The following is a 16,348-nucleotide window of genomic DNA, read 5'->3' as shown; positions in this document are numbered from 1 at the left end:
ATACCGTGACCACCTCTGTCGATACCCTGCAAACCCTGAGCGAGTGGGCGGCCAGCCTGCGTTACGACGCACTGCCTGCCGATGTGCACAACCACACCGGTTGGATCCTGGCTGACACGGTCGCGGCCATCGTGGGCGGCTCGGCCGAACCCGAGTTGCGCCGCTGGGTGGCGCGGCAGACCGGCGGCGGCAGCGCCACGCTGGTGGGCTTGGGGCAGCGCACACAGCCAGCCACCGCGGCACTGATCAACGGCACGGCCGGCACCTTCCTGGAGATGGACGAGGGCAACCGTTTTTCGCGCGGTCACCCAGCCGTGCATGTGCTGCCCGCGCTGTTGGCCCTGGCCGACACGCAACGCCTGGCGCGTGCTGACTTTCTGGCCGCGCTGGTGGTGGGCTACGAGGTGGGATCGCGCATTGGAGCCGCCTCACAACTGCGCGGCGACATGCACCCGCACGGCACCTGGGGCACCATTGGCGCGGCCGCCGCCAGCGCGCGCGCCCACGGCTACAGCGCTGCCTTGATGCAGGAGACCATCAACGTCAGCGCCTCCATGACCATCGCCACCTCCAAAAAGACCATGCTCGAAGGTGGCCTGGTGCGCAACCTGTACGCCGGTCTGAGCAACCACAACGGCCTGCTGGCCGCGCAACTGGCGGCCTGCGGCTTCACCGGCGAGCGCGACGGGGTGGCCTCGCTGTTCGGGCAGATCGTCTCTGAGCGCTATGACAGCGCCGAGGTGCTGCGCGACCTGGGCACCGACTGGCACCTGATGCACAACTACTTCAAGCGCCACTCCTGCTGCCGCTACAACCACGGCACGCTGGACGCGCTGGACGTGATGGCGCAGCGCGAAGGCTTGCCCGCCCCTGAGCAGATCGCGAAGGTGGAGGTGCGCACTTACGGCCTGGCGGCGGAACTGATCGACCCCGCGCCGCGCAACACGCTGGCGGCCAAGTTCTCGGTGCCTTTTGCGGTGGCCACCCGCATCGTTCGGGGCAGCAGCGGCCTGGCCAGCTTCACCTGGGAGGCGGTGCGCGACGAGCGCGTCTTGGCGCTGGCCCAGCGTGTGACGGTGACCGAAGACATCGCCATGACCGCGCGGCTGCCGCAGGAGCGCCCGGCGCAGGTCCGCATCACCACCACCGATGGGCGCGTGTGGCAGGCCGAGGTCGGCGTCAACCGCGGCGACGATGCCTCGCCCTACACACCACAAGAGCTGAGCGCCAAGTTCATCGAGCTGTGCACCCGCGTGTGGCCCACGGCCCATGCCGAGCAGGTGCTGCACACCACGCTGTCGCTGGCCCAGGACGACGGCACGCTGGACGACTGGTTGCAACTGCTGCGGCACCCGCCTTTGTAGTAACGCCGCTGTCAAATGTTCTATTGACAGAACAAATAGAGGCATGCAGTATGCCCAACCACTTCGACGCCTGATTGTTTCATTCGAAAGTTCCAGCCATGCAAACCTCCGACAAAACCGCCCGGCAACTGTTTGCCGAAGTGAAAGCCAACCCCACCCGCAAGCGCTTCGGCTTTGGCCGCATGCCGGCCCTCATCAACGTGGATCCGCAAAAGGCCTACACCTGCGTGGGCGAGTTCGCCACTGCTTACGAAACCGATCCCCGCCAGCTGGAGTACATCAACGCGCTGGCGGCCGAGTTCCGCGCGCGCGGCTTTCCGGTGGTTTGGACCTACGTGGCCTACATGGATTCAGGTGAAGACTGCGGCGTGTGGGGCACGCGCAGCAACACGCCCGATTCGCTGCAGAACATCAAGGTGGGCAGCCGCCGCTCGGAGTTCGACGACCGCCTGGTGATCGACCACAAGCGCGACATCATCATCAACAAGCGCATGGCCTCGGCCTTCTTCGAGACCAACCTCGGCTCAATCTTCACTTACCACGGCGTGGACACGGTGGTGGTCACCGGCGGCTCCACGTCGGGCTGTGTGCGCGCCACCGTGGTGGACAGCTTGCAGCGCAGCTTCCGCACCATCGTGCCCGAGGAGTGTGTGGCCGACAAACACGAAAGCCCGCATTTCGCCAACCTCTACGACATGGCCCTGAAGTACGCCGACGTGCTTACGTTCGAAGAGACCATGGCACAGCTCAAGCAGGTGCCTGCGCGTGCCGCCACCGGAGGCTGACCATGGCCCGCGATCCCGGCTTCTACGACTACCTGCCCTACGACGACCGCCGCCCGCCCATCCGATGGCCCGGTGGCGCGCGTGTGGCCTTCTGGGTGGCGCCCAACGTGGAGTTCTACGAGCTCAATCCGCCGCGCAACCCGGCGCGTGCGCCCTGGGCCCGCCCCGCACCCGATGTGCAGAACTACAGCTACCGCGACTACGGCAACCGCGTGGGTTTCTGGCGCATGCTCGACGCCATGAAGCGCTGCAACATGCGCGGCAGCGTGTCGCTCAACGTGGCGGTGTGCGAGCACCACCCCGAGGTCATCGAGGCCTGCGCCGACAACGGCTGGGAGTTCTACTCGCACGGCACCTACAACACCCGATACCTGATGGGCATGACCGAGGCGCAGGAGCGCGCGGTGATTCAGGATTCGATCGACACCATCAAGAAACACACCGGCCAGAAGCTCGACGGCTGGCTGGCGCCTGCGCTGACCTACACCGAGCGCACCATGGACCTGGTGGCCGAGATGGGCCTGACCTATGTGTGCGACCTGTTCCACGACGACCAGCCCGGCCCAGTGAAGGTGAAGCAGGGCAAGCTCACCAGCATTCCCTATTCGCTGGAGATGAACGACACCATCGTCTACAACGTCAACCTGGTGTCGCCGCGGCGGTACGTCGACATCCTCAAGCGACAGTTCGACCGGCTGTATGCCGAAGGCGAAAAGTCGGGCACGGTGATGTGCATTCCGCTGCACCCCTACCTGATCGGTCAGCCCTACCGGCTGGCGGCGTTTGAAGAAGCGCTGTCCTACATCACCAGCCACGACAAGGTGTGGCTGGCCACCGGCCGCGAGATCGCCGCCCATTACAACGAGCATTACCACGACGCGTTTGCCGCTTCGGCGCTGCCGGTCGGAGAAGCCCCATGAGCGCTGTGTTGCCCAACGACTACCTTGAGTACCCCCTGCGCCGCCATGGCATGGACCACGAGCGTTACGACTGGTCGATGTTGCCGCGCCGCGCACCCGTGCGTTGGCCCGGCGGCGCGCGCATCGCCCTGTGGGTGGTGCCGGCGCTGGAGTGGTTTCCGCTGGACATGAAGGGCCAGCCCTTTAAGCCGCCAGGCGCCATGCAGACCGCCTACCCCGACTTGCGCCACTACACGCTGCGCGATTACGGCAACCGCGTGGGCATTTTTCGCATCATGCAGGCGCTGGAGCGCCACGGCATCCCGGCCACGGCGGCGATCAATGCGGCGGTGGCCGTGCGCTACCCCTCGCTGATCGAGGCTTGCACGCAGCGCGGCTGGGAAATCATTGGCAACGGCCTGGACATGGACCACCTGCACCACGGCGGGCTCGACCCCGAGCAGGAGCGCGTCTGGATTGCGCAGACGCTGGACATCCTGAATCGGGCCACTGGCCAGAAAGTGCGCGGCTGGCTCTCGCCCGCCAAGTCCGAGTCCTTCAAGACGCCCGATCTGCTGGCCCAGGCCGGCCTGGACTACCTGTGCGACTGGGTCAACGACGACATGCCCTACGCCATGCGCACCGAGCACGGCCCGCTGGTGGCCATGCCGCACCCCATCGACATCGACGACACCACCATCCTGGTGCAGAACCACCACGCCGAGGACGACTTCCGCGATGCGCTGATCGACCAGTTCGACCTGCTCTACCGCGAAGCCAGCGAGGACAACGGCCGCGTCATGGCGATCTCGCTGCACCCCTGGGTGATCGGCCAGCCTTACCGCATCGGCGCGCTCGAGGAAGCGCTGGCCCACATCATGCGCCACCGCGGCGTGTGGGCCACCACCGGCAGCCAGATCCTCGACGCCTGGCGCGCGGCGCAACCCCAGACCTGAACAGGAGCAAGCCATGCCCGTGATCGACATCACCCTGCTGCCCGGCTACGGCCCTGAGGTGGAGGGTCGGCTGGTGCAGCGTGTGGCGCAGGCCACGCGCTCGGTCATCGCCGCGCAGGCGGCGGGCACGGTGGTGTTTGTGCGCAACGCCAGCACCTACCAGCGCGACGGCCGCGTGTTCAGCGGCGGAGGCCCGGCGCGGCCCGATGCGTCGGCTCTGGTGCGGCGCTTTCTGGAAACCATGCAGGCGCGCGACCTGCCCGCCGCGCAGCAGATGCTGGCGCCGGGGTTCGTGATGCATTTTCCCGGTGCAGTGCCCATGCAGCGCCTGGAAGAACTGGTGGCCTGGGGCCGGGGCCGCTACCAGCGTGTGGGCAAGACCTACGAACGTTTCGACGAGAGCTGGGGCGACGAGGCCACGGTGGTCTATTGCAGCGGCACACTGCACGGCGTGTGGCTCGATGGCAGCGCGTTCGAGGGCATTCGCTTCATGGACCGTTTCGAGATCGTGGACGGCCTCATCACGCGCCAGGACGTGTGGAACGACCTAGCCGAAGTGCGGTCCCGAGCTTGATCGAGGACGCCGCCGTGGTGGCCATGCACGAGCGCATCGCCTACTCGGCCTGGCCTGAGCGTGCGCCCATCGTCTGGCCCCAGGGCGCACGCATCGCGCTGTGGGTGGCGCCCAACATCGAGCACTACGAGTATCTGCCGCAGGTGGTGCGCGTGCGCAACCCCTGGCCGCGCGTGCCACACCCCGACATCCTGGGCTACGGCCTGCGCGATTACGGCAACCGCGTGGGCGTGTGGCGGCTGATGGACGTGTTCGATCGCTTCGACCTGCGCTGCACTGTGTCGCTCTCGATGGCGGTGCTCGACATGTACCCCGACATCGCCGAAGCCATGCTGGCTCGCCGGTGGGAGTTCATGTCGCATGGCCTCTACAACACGCGCTACCACTGGGGCATGAGCGAGGACGAGGAGCGTGCTGCCATCGACGAATGCCAGGCCATCCACCGCCGCCACACCGGGCGCGATTTGCCGGGCTGGTTTTCGCCGGCGGCGTCCAACACGCTGCTCACGCCCGATCTGGTGGCCGAGGCCGGCATCGCCTACCTCTGCGACCTCTACCACGACGATCAGCCCACGCCCATCCGCGTGCGCCGTGGCGAGCTGTTCTCGCTGCCGTACAGCATGGAGATCAACGACAGCATCGCCTGGCGCCGTGGCATGGAGGGAGCGGCCTTTGCGCAAAAAATATGCGACGAGTTCGACACCCTCTATGCCGAAGGCGGGCAGGTGATGAACATCGCCGTCCACCCTTTCATCATGGGCCAGCCGCACCGCATCGAACACCTGGCACGCGCGCTGGAATACATCCTGGGCCACAGCGGCGTGTGGTGCGCCACCGGCTCGCAAATCATCGACTGCTACCGGCAGCAAACCACCGCGACACCCACGACATGAGCACCTCCAACGACTACATCCGCGCCTACCAGGCCGAACGCACGGTGGAAGCCGCGCGCGCCGCCCTGGTCATCATCGACATGCAGTACGCCACCGGCTCGCGCCAGGGCGCGCTGGCGCGCAAGCTGTTGGCCGAAGGCTCCAGCGTGGGCGATTACCGGTTTGACCGCATCGAACGCTTTGTGCTGCCCCACACGCTGCGCCTGCGCGAGCACTTTGCCGCGCTGGGCCGCCCGGTGCTGCACGTGACGGTGGGTGCCGCGCTGCCCGACGCCAGCGACGCCCCGCTGCACATGCGCAAGCTGTTTGTGGAGTTCAAGAACCACCTGGGCAGCCGCGAGCACGAGATCGTGGACGAACTCAAACCCCGACCCGGCGAGCACGTGCTGCGCAAGACCACCATCGGTGCCTTCGCCTCCACCAACATCGACAGCCTGCTGCGCGCGCTGGGCTGTGAGCAGCTCTACATGACGGGTGTCTCCACCAACATGTGTGTGGAGACCACCGCCCGCGAGGCCGCCGATCGCGGCTACGGTGTGACGCTGGTGGAAGACGCCTGCGGCACCACTCACGAAGATCTGCACCACAACACCATGCGCAACTTCCAGCGCCTGTTTGGCCGCGTGCGCAGCACCGCCGAATCGCTGGCCGAACTGGGGGCAGCCCATGTCTGAAGGCACGGTTCAGCGCGTGCTGGTGGTCGTGCCGTTTGCCATGTCGGCCGACAACCTGCTGCTGCGCCAGGCGCAGTTGCAGGGCCTGTCGTTCGGCGATGGCATCCGCTTCGAATACCGCGCCGTCAAGGTCGGCCCGCTCAACTATTCGAGCCACCACGACTTCGTGCTGGCCGATGCCGCCAACTTCGAGGCCGGCTGTCGCGCGCAGGAGGAGGGCTATGACGCCGTCTGCATCGACACCATGAGCGATTCGGGCGTGGCCGCACTGCGCTCGGTGCTCGACATCCCGGTGTTCGGGCCCGGTAAAACATCGATGCTGGCCGCGCTCATGCTGGGCGACCGTTTCTCCATCCTCACCATGGCCAGCCGCTGGAAGCCGCTGTACAAAAAGGCGCTGGACGAACTGGGCCTGCACCACAAGTGCGCTTCGGTGCGCGCCATCGAGGTGCCGCCCGACAGCCAGAACCTGCTCTCGGGCAAAGAGGAAGACGTTTTCCCGCTGCTGGAGGCCGCCGGTCGCCGCGCCATCGAGGAAGACGGCGCCGAGGTGCTGATCCTCGGATCGACCACCATGCACCAGTCGCACGCCTACCTGAGCGCGCGCCTGCCGGTGCCCGTCATCAACCCCGGCCCGCTGAGCTACAAGATGGCCGAAGCCGCGCTGGCGCTGGGCCTGCGCCACAGCCGCGTGGGCTACCCGGCGCCCATGCACCCGCGGCTGGACATGCTGCACCACATGTTCGATGCCGCCCAGACCTGGGCACCCAAGCCCTGAGGAGTGCCCCCATGCCCCGACTGCTGAGCGATGCACAGGTGGCCGCCTACGCGCGCGACGGCTTTGTGTTCCCCATCGACGTGCTCACCCCCGACGAGGTGCGCAGTTACCGCGGCGAACTGCAAGCCTGGGAGGCAGCGCAGGGCAAGCCCATCGACTTTCCGGAAAAGTCCAAGTCCTACCTGCTGTTCAACTGGGCCGACCAGTTGGTGCACCATCCCAAGGTGCTGGACGTGGTGGAGGACGTGATCGGCCCGGACATCCTGGTCTATCACTCGACGCTGTTTCTGAAGGAAGCCCACACGCCGGCTGCATGCGCGCGCTGCCGGGCAGCCACACCTGGGGCGCCTTCGCGCACGACGACCGGCCTGAGCCGATGAACATGATCCGCCGGGGCCAGGGCATCAGCGACCGCTTTGACCACGAGACCGGCACCTTCATGCCGGTGCGGGCCGGGCAGATGTCGCTGCACCACACCGACCTGGTGCACGCCAGCGGATCGAACGACAGCGACGACCGGCGCATCGGCTTCGCCATCAGCTACATCCCGGCGCATGTGCGGCCGACCGGCCTCATCCGGCCCTCGGCCTTTTGCGTGCGTGGGCGTGACCATGGCCACTTCGTGCCCGAACAACGACTGGGCATCCCGCTGTCCGACGAGGCCCGGTGCGCCCACGCCGAAGCGCTGGCCCACTTTCGCGCACTGCAGGACGCCGGTTTTGCGTCACACTAGCACCTGAAGGCGCGTCCGAGCGCGCGCATCGCTGAACGTTTATGAGGACACCGACGTGCTGCAGATGCTGATCACGGCCCGCGAGGGCGACCTAGGAAATGGCCTGAAAGTGCGACGCGTGTTGCCCTACGCCAAGCGCCGCATGGTGGGGCCTTTTGTGTTTTTTGACCACGCCGGCCCGGTGACCCTGCCGCCCGAGGCGGTGCGTGCGGCCGACGTGCGGCCCCACCCTCACATTGGCCTGTCCACCATGAGTTACCTGCTCAGTGGCGAGATCGTGCACCGCGACAGCCTGGGCGTGGTGCAGCGCATCCGCCCGGCCGAGGTCAACTGGATGACCGCAGGGCGTGGCATTTCGCATTCCGAGCGTTTCGAACACCCGGCGTCGTTTGCAGGCGGCGGCCTGGAGCTGATGCAGTTCTGGGTGGCCCTGCCCGAGCTCGACGAGGAGTGCGAGCCCACCTTCACCCACTATGGCAGCGAGGCGCTGCCGGTGATCGAGCGGCCCGGACTGCATTGCCGCGTGCTCGCGGGTGAGGCCATGGGCCAGCGCAGCGCGGTGCGCACCTCATCACCCTTGTTTTGTGCCCATGTGGCGCTGAGCGCCGGCACGCGTTTCACCCTGGACGGTGTGTACCCCGAGCAAGCGGTGTACGTGGCGCGTGGTGCCATTGCCAGCGGCGGCCAGACCGCCGAGCCGGGCCAGCTGATGGTGTTCAACCAGGGTGCCGACGAGGTGTTGGCCGAGCAGGACAGCGTGCTCATGCTGCTGGGCGGCGAACCCGTGGGGCCACGCCACATCTTCTGGAACTTCGTCTCGTCGCGCCCCGAGCGCATCGAGCAGGCCAAGGCCGACTGGCGTGCCGGGCGCATCCCGCTGCCGCTCGACGACCACGACGAATTCATCCCGCTGCCCGGCTGATCACAGGCCCGCCAGCAACGTGGCGTTGCCACCTGCCGCCGTCGTGTTCACCGTGACGGTTTGTTCGGCGCAGAAGCGCAGCAGGTAGTGGGGGCCGCCGGCCTTGGGGCCGGTGCCACTCAGCCCTTCGCCACCGAATGGCTGCACACCCACCACCGCGCCAATGATGTTGCGGTTCACATAGACGTTGCCGACGTGGGCGCGTGTGGCCAGGGCCTGGGCGCGGCTGTCGATGCGGGTTTGTATGCCCAACGTGAGGCCGTAGCCCAGCGCGTTGATCTGGTCGATCACCGCTTCGGGTTCGCCGCGCCAGCGCAACACGTGCAGCACCGGACCAAAGATTTCCTGTGTCATGTCGGCCACGGCCTTCACCTCGAACATGCGCGGTGGCACCAGGTGCGCGGGCTCGGCCGGCAACGCCTGGGGTGGCAGCAGATCGTGTGCTTCGCGCGCCAGCCGGGCCACATGGCGCTCGATGTTGTCGAAGGCTTCGCGGTCGATCACGGGCCCCACATCGGTGGCCAGCTGGGCTGGATCGCCCACCACCAGTTCGCGCGCGGCCCCGCGGATCATCTCGATCACGCCATCGGCAATCACCTCATGCACACACAGGAGCCGCAAGGCCGAGCAGCGTTGGCCGGCGCTGCGGAACGCGCTTTGCACCACCGCGTCGGCCACCTGCTCGGGCAGGGCGGTGCTGTCCACCAGCATGGCGTTGATGCCGCCGGTTTCGGCGATCAGCGGCACGATGGGGCCGTCTTTGGCGGCCAGGGCGCGCTGGATGATTTTGGCCACCTGCGTGGAGCCGGTGAATACCACACCGGCCACGCCGGGTTGCGCCACCAGGGCGGCGCCCACCGTTTCGCCCGCGCCGTGGTGCAGTTGCAGCACGTCGCTTGGCACGCCGTGGCGGTGCAGCAGATCGACCATGGCTTGGGCCACCGCAGGGGTTTGTTCGGCCGGCTTGGCCAACACGCCGTTGCCGGTGGCCAAGGCCGCTGCCACCTGGCCGGCGAAGATGGCCAGCGGAAAGTTCCATGGGCTGATGCAGACCCACACGCCGCGCGCGGTGAGAAGCAAGGTGTTGCTTTCGCCGGTGGGGCCGGGCAGTTCGATGGGCGCCATCACGCGCTCGGCTTCGACCGCGTAGTAACGCAAAAAGTCCACCGCCTCGCGCACCTCGGCCACCGCGTCGCCCCAGGTTTTGAAGGCTTCTTGCACCAGCAGGGCGCAGAAGCGGGGCAGTTCGGCTTCGAGCGCATCGGCGCTGCGACGCAGGGCCTGGGCGCGTTCGCCTACCGGCACCTCGCGCCAGACGCGGGCGGCGGTGGCGCAGCGTTCAAACGCGGCGGGCAGGGCTGCAGGGTCGGTTTCGGTCACCACCGGTACGGGCGTGGTGGGCAGGGCATCGAGCAAGGGCTGGCGCTGGCTGGTCACGCTCAGGTCCACCCCCATGCTGTTGGCCCGCTGCGCACCGAACAAGGCGACCGGCAGCGGCTGGCTGGGCTCGGGCGCCAGGTGCAGGGGAGAGACCAGCAGGTCTTCCAGGCCCACCGTGGGGTCGGCCAACTGGTGCACAAAAGAGGAGTTGGCGCCGTTTTCCAGCAGGCGGCGCACCAGGTAGGCCAGCAGGTCGCGGTGGGCGCCGACGGGCGCGTAGACGCGGCAGCGCACCAGTGGGTTTTTGAGTACCTCGCGGTACACGCCTTCGCCCATGCCGTGGAGTCTTTGAAATTCAAATGGCGTTCCTGCTTTGGCAGCCATTTGTTGTATGGCGGCAATCGTCGCCGCGTTGTGCGTGGCGAACTGCGGGTAGATCACGTCGCTGGCATCCAGCAACGCGCGCGCGCAGGCCAGGTAAGAGATGTCGGTGTGGTGTTTGTGGGTGAACACGGGGTAGTGCGGCAGGCCCAGTTCCTGGGCGCGTTTGATTTCGGCGTCCCAGTAGGCGCCTTTGACCAGGCGGCACATCAGGCGCACGCGGTGCTGCCGTGCGAGCAGGGTGACATGTTGGATCAGCTCCAGCGCGCGTGTTTGGTAGGCCTGCAGCGCCAAGCCAAAACCGGTCCACTGTGGCTGCTGCTTGGCCACTCGGGCCAGCAGGGCGTCGAACACATCGAGCGAGAGTTCCAGCCGGTCCACCTCTTCCGCGTCAATGGTGAGGTTGATGCGCGCTTGGGCCGCCTGCTCGCACAAAGCCCACACGCGTGGGACCAGCTCGGCCATCACGCGGGGGTGTTGCGCGTCTTCGTAGCGCGGGTGCAGGGCACTCAGTTTGATGCTGATGCCGTCGTTGTTGCGCTCGTCGCCATCCGCTTGCGATGCGATGGCCGCGATGGCTTGCTGGTAGCTGTGGAAGTAACGCTCGGCATCGTCCGCCGTGCGCGCCCCTTCGCCCAGCATGTCGTAGCTGAACGTCAGGCTGGGCGTGTCCTTTCGGGCTTGGGCTGCCGTCTTCATGGCCGACTGGATGGTTTCGCCCAACACAAACTGGTGGCCCAGCAACTGCACCGCGCGCAGCGTGGCAGCCACCACGGTGCGGGCGCCGAGTTTGCCCAGCAAACCGCCCGATTCACCGCCGGGCAAAAAGCGCTTGCTCAGACCGATGGCGCTGGAGGACAGCCGTGCGAGCGCCGGGTGGCCGGCGGCATCGAAGTCGGCGCGGCCCAACTGGTCGGCGGTGAGGGCGATGGCGGTTTCGGCGTCGGGCACGCGCAGCAAGGCTTCGGCCAGGCGCATCAAAGCCAGGCCCTCGGCGCTGCTGATGGGGTATTCCTTGAGCAGGCTTTCCATGGCCCAGAAAGGCGGCGGGTTGTCGCGCACGGCCTGCACCCAGGGCGCGGCCACGCGCGCGGCGGCCTGCCAGTCGAGCCGGCCATCCAGCTGGGCCAGGCGGTGGACGACGGTCACCGCCTCGGGGCGGTAGGGGGTGGGCAGGCGCATGACAGAACTCCGTGAATTTGGTGAATGAACGGATGTTCTGCGTTTTAGTGGTGAATAATTCACCAAAAAATGGCCATGATGTAGTTAAAAAATGGAAGACCTGGACCGCACCGACCGCCGCATCCTGCACCTGCTGCAGCAGGACGGGCGCATCAGCAACCTCAAGCTGGCCGAGGCCGTGGCGCTGTCGCCCACGGCGGTGCTGGCCCGCACCCAGCGGCTGGCGCGCGAGGGCTACATCCTGGGTTACGAGGCGCGGTTGGATCCGCTCAAGCTGGGCCGGGGCATGCTGGTGTTTGTGGAGGTGCTGCTGGACCGCACCACGCCCAACGTGTTCGAGCAGTTCAAGGCGGCGGTGCAGGTGCGCGACGAAATCATGGAATGCCACATGGTGGCCGGCGGCTTTGACTACCTGCTCAAGACCCGCGTGGCCGACATGGCCGCCTACCGCGACTTTGCTGGCACCGTGTTGTGGCAGCTGCCCGGCGTGCGCGAAACCCGCACCTACGCGGTGATGGAGGAGGTAAAAAACAGCACGCGGCTGGCGTTTTGACCTGTCGAACGCGAGAATGGGGCTCTGTCGAACTGTGAGGAACTGCGCATGAACACATCACGCCCCATCGCCGTGGCCGGTTTGGCCCTGCTGCTGGCCAGCGGCGCCGCCTGGGCCCAAAGCACCAAACCCGGCCTGTGGGAAATCCAGCACAAAATGGGCGGCAACCCCGAGATGGACAAGGCCATGGCCGAGATGCAAAAGCAGCTGGCGGCCATGCCGCCCGAGCAGCGCAAGATGATGCAGGACATGATGGCCAAACAGGGCGGCGCCATGCCCACCGTGGGCGCGGGCGGTGGCATGGCCATGAAGATTTGCATCACCCCCGAGATGGCCGCGCGCAACGACATGCCCAAACAAACCGAAGGCGACTGCACCACCACCGTCACTTCGCGCAGCGGCAACACCATGAAGATGAAGTTCGTTTGCACCAACCCGCCCTCCAGCGGCGAAGGCACCTACACCTTCATGGGCGACACGGCTTACAACATGAAGATGGTGATGACCAGCCAGCACCAGGGCAAGCCACAAAACATGACGATGGAAGGCCAGGGCAAGTGGCTTGCGGCCGACTGCGGCAACGTCAAGCCCATGCAAGGGCCTGGGCCGAAAAAGTGACGGGGCCGCGTCAGGCCGTGGCGTAGCTTCGCGCGCCAAACACCCCCCGCCCCACCCGCACCATCGTGCTGCCGGCGGCCACGGCGGGTTCCAGGTCGTCGCTCATGCCCATGGACAGTGTGTCCAGGCCCAAACCATGTGTGTTGAGCGCCTCGAACAGCACGCGCACGTGGGCAAACACCGCTCGCGCCGACTCGGCATCGGGGGCGGGCTCGGGAATGGCCATGAGCCCGCGCAGCTTAAGGCGCGGCAAGGCGGCCACGGCGCTGGCCAACGCGGGCAGTTCGGCCGGGGTGACGCCGGATTTGTTGGCTCCGCCATCCACGTTGACCTGGATGCACACCTGCAGGGGTGCCAGGTGTGTGGGGCGTTGCTCGCTCAGGCGCTGGGCAATTTTGAACCGGTCCACGGATTGCACCCAGTCGAAGTGTTCGGCCACGGGGCGCGTCTTGTTGCTTTGTAGGGGGCCGATGCAGTGCCATTCGATGCCCGGCACAGCACCCACCGCAGCGATCTTGTCCACCCCCTCTTGCACGTAGTTCTCGCCGAAAGCGAGTTGACCGGCCGCCAGTGCATCCCGCACGGCGTTGGGCCCGAAGGTCTTGCTCACCGCCAACAGCCGCACCGCATCAGGCGGCCGCCCGGCTTGTTCGCACGCACGCCACAGCCGTGCGCGCTGGCTTTGGAGATTGTCGCCAATCGTGGTCATAATGGGATTGTCAAAAACAATTTGAGGATGGGGCCCTAGGGAATGGACATCACCCAACTGCTCGCGTTCAGCGTCAAGAACAAGGCGTCGGACCTGCACCTCTCGGCCGGCTTGCCGCCGATGATACGGGTGCACGGCGACGTGCGGCGCATCAACGTGGATGCCCTCGACCACAAGCAGGTGCATGCCATGGTGTACGACATCATGAACGACACCCAGCGCAAACACTACGAGGAATTCCTCGAAGTGGACTTCTCGTTCGAGATCGATGGCCTGGCGCGTTTTCGCGTCAACGCCTTCAACCAGAACCGGGGTGCGGCGGCGGTGTTCCGCACCATTCCGAGCAAGATCCTGACGCTGGAACAGCTCAACGCGCCCAAGATTTTTGCCGACCTGGCGCTCAAACCTCGTGGGCTGGTGCTGGTGACCGGGCCCACGGGTTCGGGCAAGTCCACCACGCTGGCGGCCATGGTGAACTACCTCAACGAAAACGAGTACGGCCACATCCTCACGGTGGAAGACCCGATCGAATTCGTGCACGAATCCAAGAAGTGCCTGATCAACCAGCGCGAAGTGGGGCAGATGACGCTGAGCTTCGCGGCCGCGCTCAAGTCAGCGCTGCGCGAAGACCCGGACGCCATCCTGGTGGGCGAAATGCGCGACCTGGAGACCATCCGCCTGGCCATGACGGCCGCCGAAACCGGCCACCTGGTGTTCGGCACCCTGCACACGTCGAGTGCCGCCAAAACCATCGACCGCATCATCGACGTGTTCCCCGCCGAGGAAAAAGAGATGGTGCGGGCGATGTTGTCCGAATCGCTGCAGGCCGTCATCTCGCAGACGCTGTGCAAGACCAAGGACGGTCAGGGCCGCGTGGCGGCGCACGAGATCATGATTGGCACACCTGCCATCCGCAACCTCATCCGCGAGGCCAAGGTGGCGCAGATGTATTCGGCCATCCAGACCGGCAACGCCGCCGGCATGATGACGCTGGACCAGAACCTGACCGAGCTGGTTCGCCGCAACGTCATCAGCGCCGGCGAGGCGCGCGGCAAGGCCAAGATTCCTGAGAACTTTCCTGGGTGAACATGGCCCCCACGCTCCGCCGCTTCGCGGGTCGCTGCCCCCCCAAGGGGGCTGGCCTTGCTTGGGGCGGCCCTGCGCTGCGGCCGGCCCTGCCGCTGCTGACCACAAGGACACCACACAATGGAACGCGATCAAGCCACCAAGTTCATCAACGACCTGCTCAAGCTCATGGTCAGCCGCAACGGCAGCGACCTGTTTCTGACGGCCGAATTCCCGCCCGCCATCAAGGTGGACGGTAAGATCACCAAGGTTTCGCCCCAGCCGTTGACCGGGGTGCACACCCAGGCGCTGGCGCGTTCCATCATGAGCGACAAGCAGGCGGCCGAATTCGAGCGCACCAAAGAATGCAACTTCGCCATCGCGCCGGGTGGCATCGGTCGTTTTCGCGTCAACGCTCTGGTGCAGATGGGCAAGGTTGGACTTGTTTTGCGCACCATTCCCAACACCATTCCCACACTCGATGGTCTGGCGCTGCCGCCCATCCTCAAAGACGTGGCCATGACCAAGCGTGGCCTGTGCATTTTTGTGGGCGCCACCGGTTCAGGCAAGTCCACCTCCTTGGCGGCCATGGTGGACTGGCGCAACGACAACAGCTATGGCCACATCATCACGGTGGAAGACCCGGTGGAGTTTGTGCACCCGCACAAAAACTGCATCGTCACCCAGCGTGAGGTGGGCGTGGACACCGAAGGCTGGGAAATCGCGCTCAAGAACACCTTGCGTCAGGCGCCCGACGTGATCCTGATGGGCGAAATTCGCGACCGCGAAACCATGGAGCACGCCATTCAGTTTGCCGAGACCGGCCACCTCTGCTTGGCCACGCTGCATGCCAACAACTCCAACCAGGCGTTTGACCGCATCGTCAACTTCTTCCCCGAGGAGAAGCGTCAGCAACTGCTGATGGACTTGTCACTCAACACCCGCGCCTTCATTTCGCAGCGCCTCATCCCCAAACAGGATGGCAAGGGCCGCACGGCCGTGATCGAAGTCATGCTCAACAGCCCGCTGATCGCCGATCTGGTGCTCAAGGGCGAGCTGACCGAAATCAAGGAGGTGATGAAGAAGAGCCGCAACATCGGCATGCAGACCTTCGACCAGGCGCTCTACGACGCCTTCGAAAACAACCTCATCAGCTACGACGAGGCCATCCGCAACGCCGACTCGGCCAACGACCTGCGCCTGCACATCAAGCTCAACAGCCAGCGCGCCAAGAGCATGGACCTGGCGGCCGGGACAGAGCACCTGACGATCGTCTGAGCCACCGTCGCTGGCGCATCACCAGCACTCGGTGGATTGGACAAAGTTGCCACTCACAGGGTCGAGGTGGCCTTTCTGAACCCCGGTGAAGCTCACCAGGATCGCGATCTTTTTGCACGCAGCGGTCGAGTCGGCGTTCTGTTTGCCTGTGCTGACGGCCGTGGCCGATGCACGGTAGCCAGCGCGGTTGGCCGTGCCTGCGTCGATTTGCACCTGGTAGAACTGGCGCTCTGAAAAGTAGTCACTCCCCACCTTGGGCAGCTTGGTCTGCAGGCTGTCTGGGGTGCTCGCGTAACTTCCGTTGGTGGTGCGAAAACGCTCTTGCGCCAGCTGCAGCTCCAGCAAGCCGTTGCGCGCGTCGGATCGATCGGAGCGGATCAGGATTTGCCGGAAGCTTGGGAAAGCGACAACCACCAATATGCCAATGACGGCGATGACGATCATGATTTCGATCAGCGTGAATCCTCGGCTGTTGCGCATGGCCAAATCCTCTTGAGAAGGCCGCAACGGGCGGCTGGCCGACGCCTCATCTGTGTCCCGTTGCCCGGCGGCGACCACAAGGTCCAGAGGGTGGTTGTTTTGCATTTTTTGACTTGCAAGAAGG

General features: G+C 65.8%; 18 protein-coding genes. 15 read left to right on the top strand and 3 right to left on the bottom strand.

All coding sequences use genetic code 11. The features are described from left to right. The first annotated feature begins 5 nt into the window (after window positions 1–5). The 11 genes from ACFQU0_RS12695 to ACFQU0_RS12645 all read left to right on the top strand — a co-directional run bounded on the left by ACFQU0_RS12695 (window position 6) and on the right by ACFQU0_RS12645 (window position 8,578). Window positions 6–1,364: an MmgE/PrpD family protein gene (locus ACFQU0_RS12695; protein ID WP_382201311.1), complete on the top strand. Its 1,359-nt coding sequence runs from the start codon at window positions 6–8 to the stop codon at window positions 1,362–1,364. A gap of 98 nt (window positions 1,365–1,462) precedes the next feature. Next, on the top strand, window positions 1,463–2,149 hold the full coding sequence (locus tag ACFQU0_RS12690) for an isochorismatase family protein (protein WP_382201309.1): 687 nt from the start codon (window positions 1,463–1,465) through the stop codon (window positions 2,147–2,149). 2 nt (window positions 2,150–2,151) lie between these two features. Beyond that, window positions 2,152–3,069 carry a polysaccharide deacetylase family protein gene (locus ACFQU0_RS12685; RefSeq protein ID WP_382201307.1) on the top strand — a complete coding sequence of 306 codons (918 nt, stop codon included), beginning with the start codon at window positions 2,152–2,154 and terminating at the stop codon, window positions 3,067–3,069. Continuing rightward, a complete protein-coding gene (locus ACFQU0_RS12680) occupies window positions 3,066–4,004 on the top strand; it encodes a polysaccharide deacetylase family protein (protein WP_382201305.1) in 939 nt (312 codons plus the stop codon). The genes ACFQU0_RS12685 and ACFQU0_RS12680 overlap by 4 nt, the downstream gene beginning before the upstream one ends. A 13-nt stretch (window positions 4,005–4,017) precedes the next feature. Further along, window positions 4,018–4,578, top strand: coding sequence for a nuclear transport factor 2 family protein (locus ACFQU0_RS12675; protein ID WP_382201303.1), 561 nt, complete (start codon window positions 4,018–4,020; stop codon window positions 4,576–4,578). Further along, window positions 4,575–5,471 (top strand): polysaccharide deacetylase family protein, encoded by an 897-nt coding sequence (locus ACFQU0_RS12670; protein WP_382201301.1) that lies wholly within the window; start codon window positions 4,575–4,577, stop codon window positions 5,469–5,471. The genes ACFQU0_RS12675 and ACFQU0_RS12670 overlap by 4 nt, the downstream gene beginning before the upstream one ends. Further along, complete coding sequence (locus ACFQU0_RS12665) at window positions 5,468–6,145, top strand: cysteine hydrolase family protein (RefSeq protein ID WP_382201299.1); 678 nt, start codon at window positions 5,468–5,470, stop codon at window positions 6,143–6,145. The genes ACFQU0_RS12670 and ACFQU0_RS12665 overlap by 4 nt, the downstream gene beginning before the upstream one ends. Continuing rightward, window positions 6,138–6,923: an aspartate/glutamate racemase family protein gene (locus ACFQU0_RS12660; protein ID WP_382201297.1), complete on the top strand. Its 786-nt coding sequence runs from the start codon at window positions 6,138–6,140 to the stop codon at window positions 6,921–6,923. The genes ACFQU0_RS12665 and ACFQU0_RS12660 overlap by 8 nt, the downstream gene beginning before the upstream one ends. 11 nt (window positions 6,924–6,934) lie before the next feature. Beyond that, window positions 6,935–7,303, top strand: a complete 369-nt coding sequence (locus tag ACFQU0_RS12655) for a phytanoyl-CoA dioxygenase family protein (RefSeq protein WP_382201295.1) — start codon at window positions 6,935–6,937, stop codon at window positions 7,301–7,303. Further along, on the top strand, window positions 7,237–7,656 hold the full coding sequence (locus ACFQU0_RS12650) for a phytanoyl-CoA dioxygenase family protein (protein ID WP_382201293.1): 420 nt from the start codon (window positions 7,237–7,239) through the stop codon (window positions 7,654–7,656). Before ACFQU0_RS12655 ends, ACFQU0_RS12650 begins: the two co-directional genes overlap by 67 nt. 64 nt (window positions 7,657–7,720) lie before the next feature. Continuing rightward, complete coding sequence (locus ACFQU0_RS12645) at window positions 7,721–8,578, top strand: pirin family protein (RefSeq protein ID WP_382201403.1); 858 nt, start codon at window positions 7,721–7,723, stop codon at window positions 8,576–8,578. On the opposite strand, the gene putA is transcribed toward ACFQU0_RS12645, so the two are convergent. After that, the gene (gene putA, locus ACFQU0_RS12640; protein WP_382201291.1) at window positions 8,579–11,521 is read right to left on the bottom strand and encodes a bifunctional proline dehydrogenase/L-glutamate gamma-semialdehyde dehydrogenase PutA; all 2,943 of its coding nucleotides are present in this window, start codon (window positions 11,519–11,521) and stop codon (window positions 8,579–8,581) included. Window positions 11,522–11,612: 91 nt separating this feature from the next. Between putA and ACFQU0_RS12635 the strand changes: the two genes are divergently transcribed. Together ACFQU0_RS12635 and ACFQU0_RS12630 are read left to right on the top strand one after the other, a co-directional pair. Next, window positions 11,613–12,074, top strand: coding sequence for an Lrp/AsnC ligand binding domain-containing protein (locus ACFQU0_RS12635; RefSeq protein WP_382201288.1), 462 nt, complete (start codon window positions 11,613–11,615; stop codon window positions 12,072–12,074). Window positions 12,075–12,122: 48 nt separating this feature from the next. After that, window positions 12,123–12,692, top strand: coding sequence for a DUF3617 domain-containing protein (locus ACFQU0_RS12630; protein WP_382201286.1), 570 nt, complete (start codon window positions 12,123–12,125; stop codon window positions 12,690–12,692). 10 nt (window positions 12,693–12,702) lie between these two features. On the opposite strand, the gene ACFQU0_RS12625 is transcribed toward ACFQU0_RS12630, so the two are convergent. Then, the gene (locus ACFQU0_RS12625; protein ID WP_382201284.1) at window positions 12,703–13,401 is read right to left on the bottom strand and encodes a YggS family pyridoxal phosphate-dependent enzyme; all 699 of its coding nucleotides are present in this window, start codon (window positions 13,399–13,401) and stop codon (window positions 12,703–12,705) included. 42 nt (window positions 13,402–13,443) lie between these two features. Here ACFQU0_RS12625 and ACFQU0_RS12620 point away from each other — a divergent pair, with 42 nt between their 5' ends. Both ACFQU0_RS12620 and ACFQU0_RS12615 read left to right on the top strand, forming a co-directional pair. Beyond that, window positions 13,444–14,487, top strand: a complete 1,044-nt coding sequence (locus tag ACFQU0_RS12620) for a type IV pilus twitching motility protein PilT (RefSeq protein ID WP_382201282.1) — start codon at window positions 13,444–13,446, stop codon at window positions 14,485–14,487. A 120-nt stretch (window positions 14,488–14,607) separates the two neighbouring features. Further along, a complete protein-coding gene (locus tag ACFQU0_RS12615) occupies window positions 14,608–15,744 on the top strand; it encodes a PilT/PilU family type 4a pilus ATPase (RefSeq protein WP_382201280.1) in 1,137 nt (378 codons plus the stop codon). Window positions 15,745–15,762: 18 nt separating this feature from the next. Here the strand turns inward: ACFQU0_RS12615 and ACFQU0_RS12610 are convergent, their stop codons facing one another. Further along, the gene (locus ACFQU0_RS12610; protein WP_382201277.1) at window positions 15,763–16,224 is read right to left on the bottom strand and encodes a type IV pilin protein; all 462 of its coding nucleotides are present in this window, start codon (window positions 16,222–16,224) and stop codon (window positions 15,763–15,765) included. Window positions 16,225–16,348: the final 124 nt, after the last annotated feature.

Source organism: Hydrogenophaga defluvii (assembly GCF_042665235.1).
GTDB classification, from domain to species: Bacteria; Pseudomonadota; Gammaproteobacteria; order Burkholderiales; family Burkholderiaceae_C; genus Hydrogenophaga; species Hydrogenophaga defluvii_A.
The sequence above is the reverse complement of the archived record's forward strand: the minus strand, read 5'-3'. Positions and strand labels throughout refer to the sequence as shown.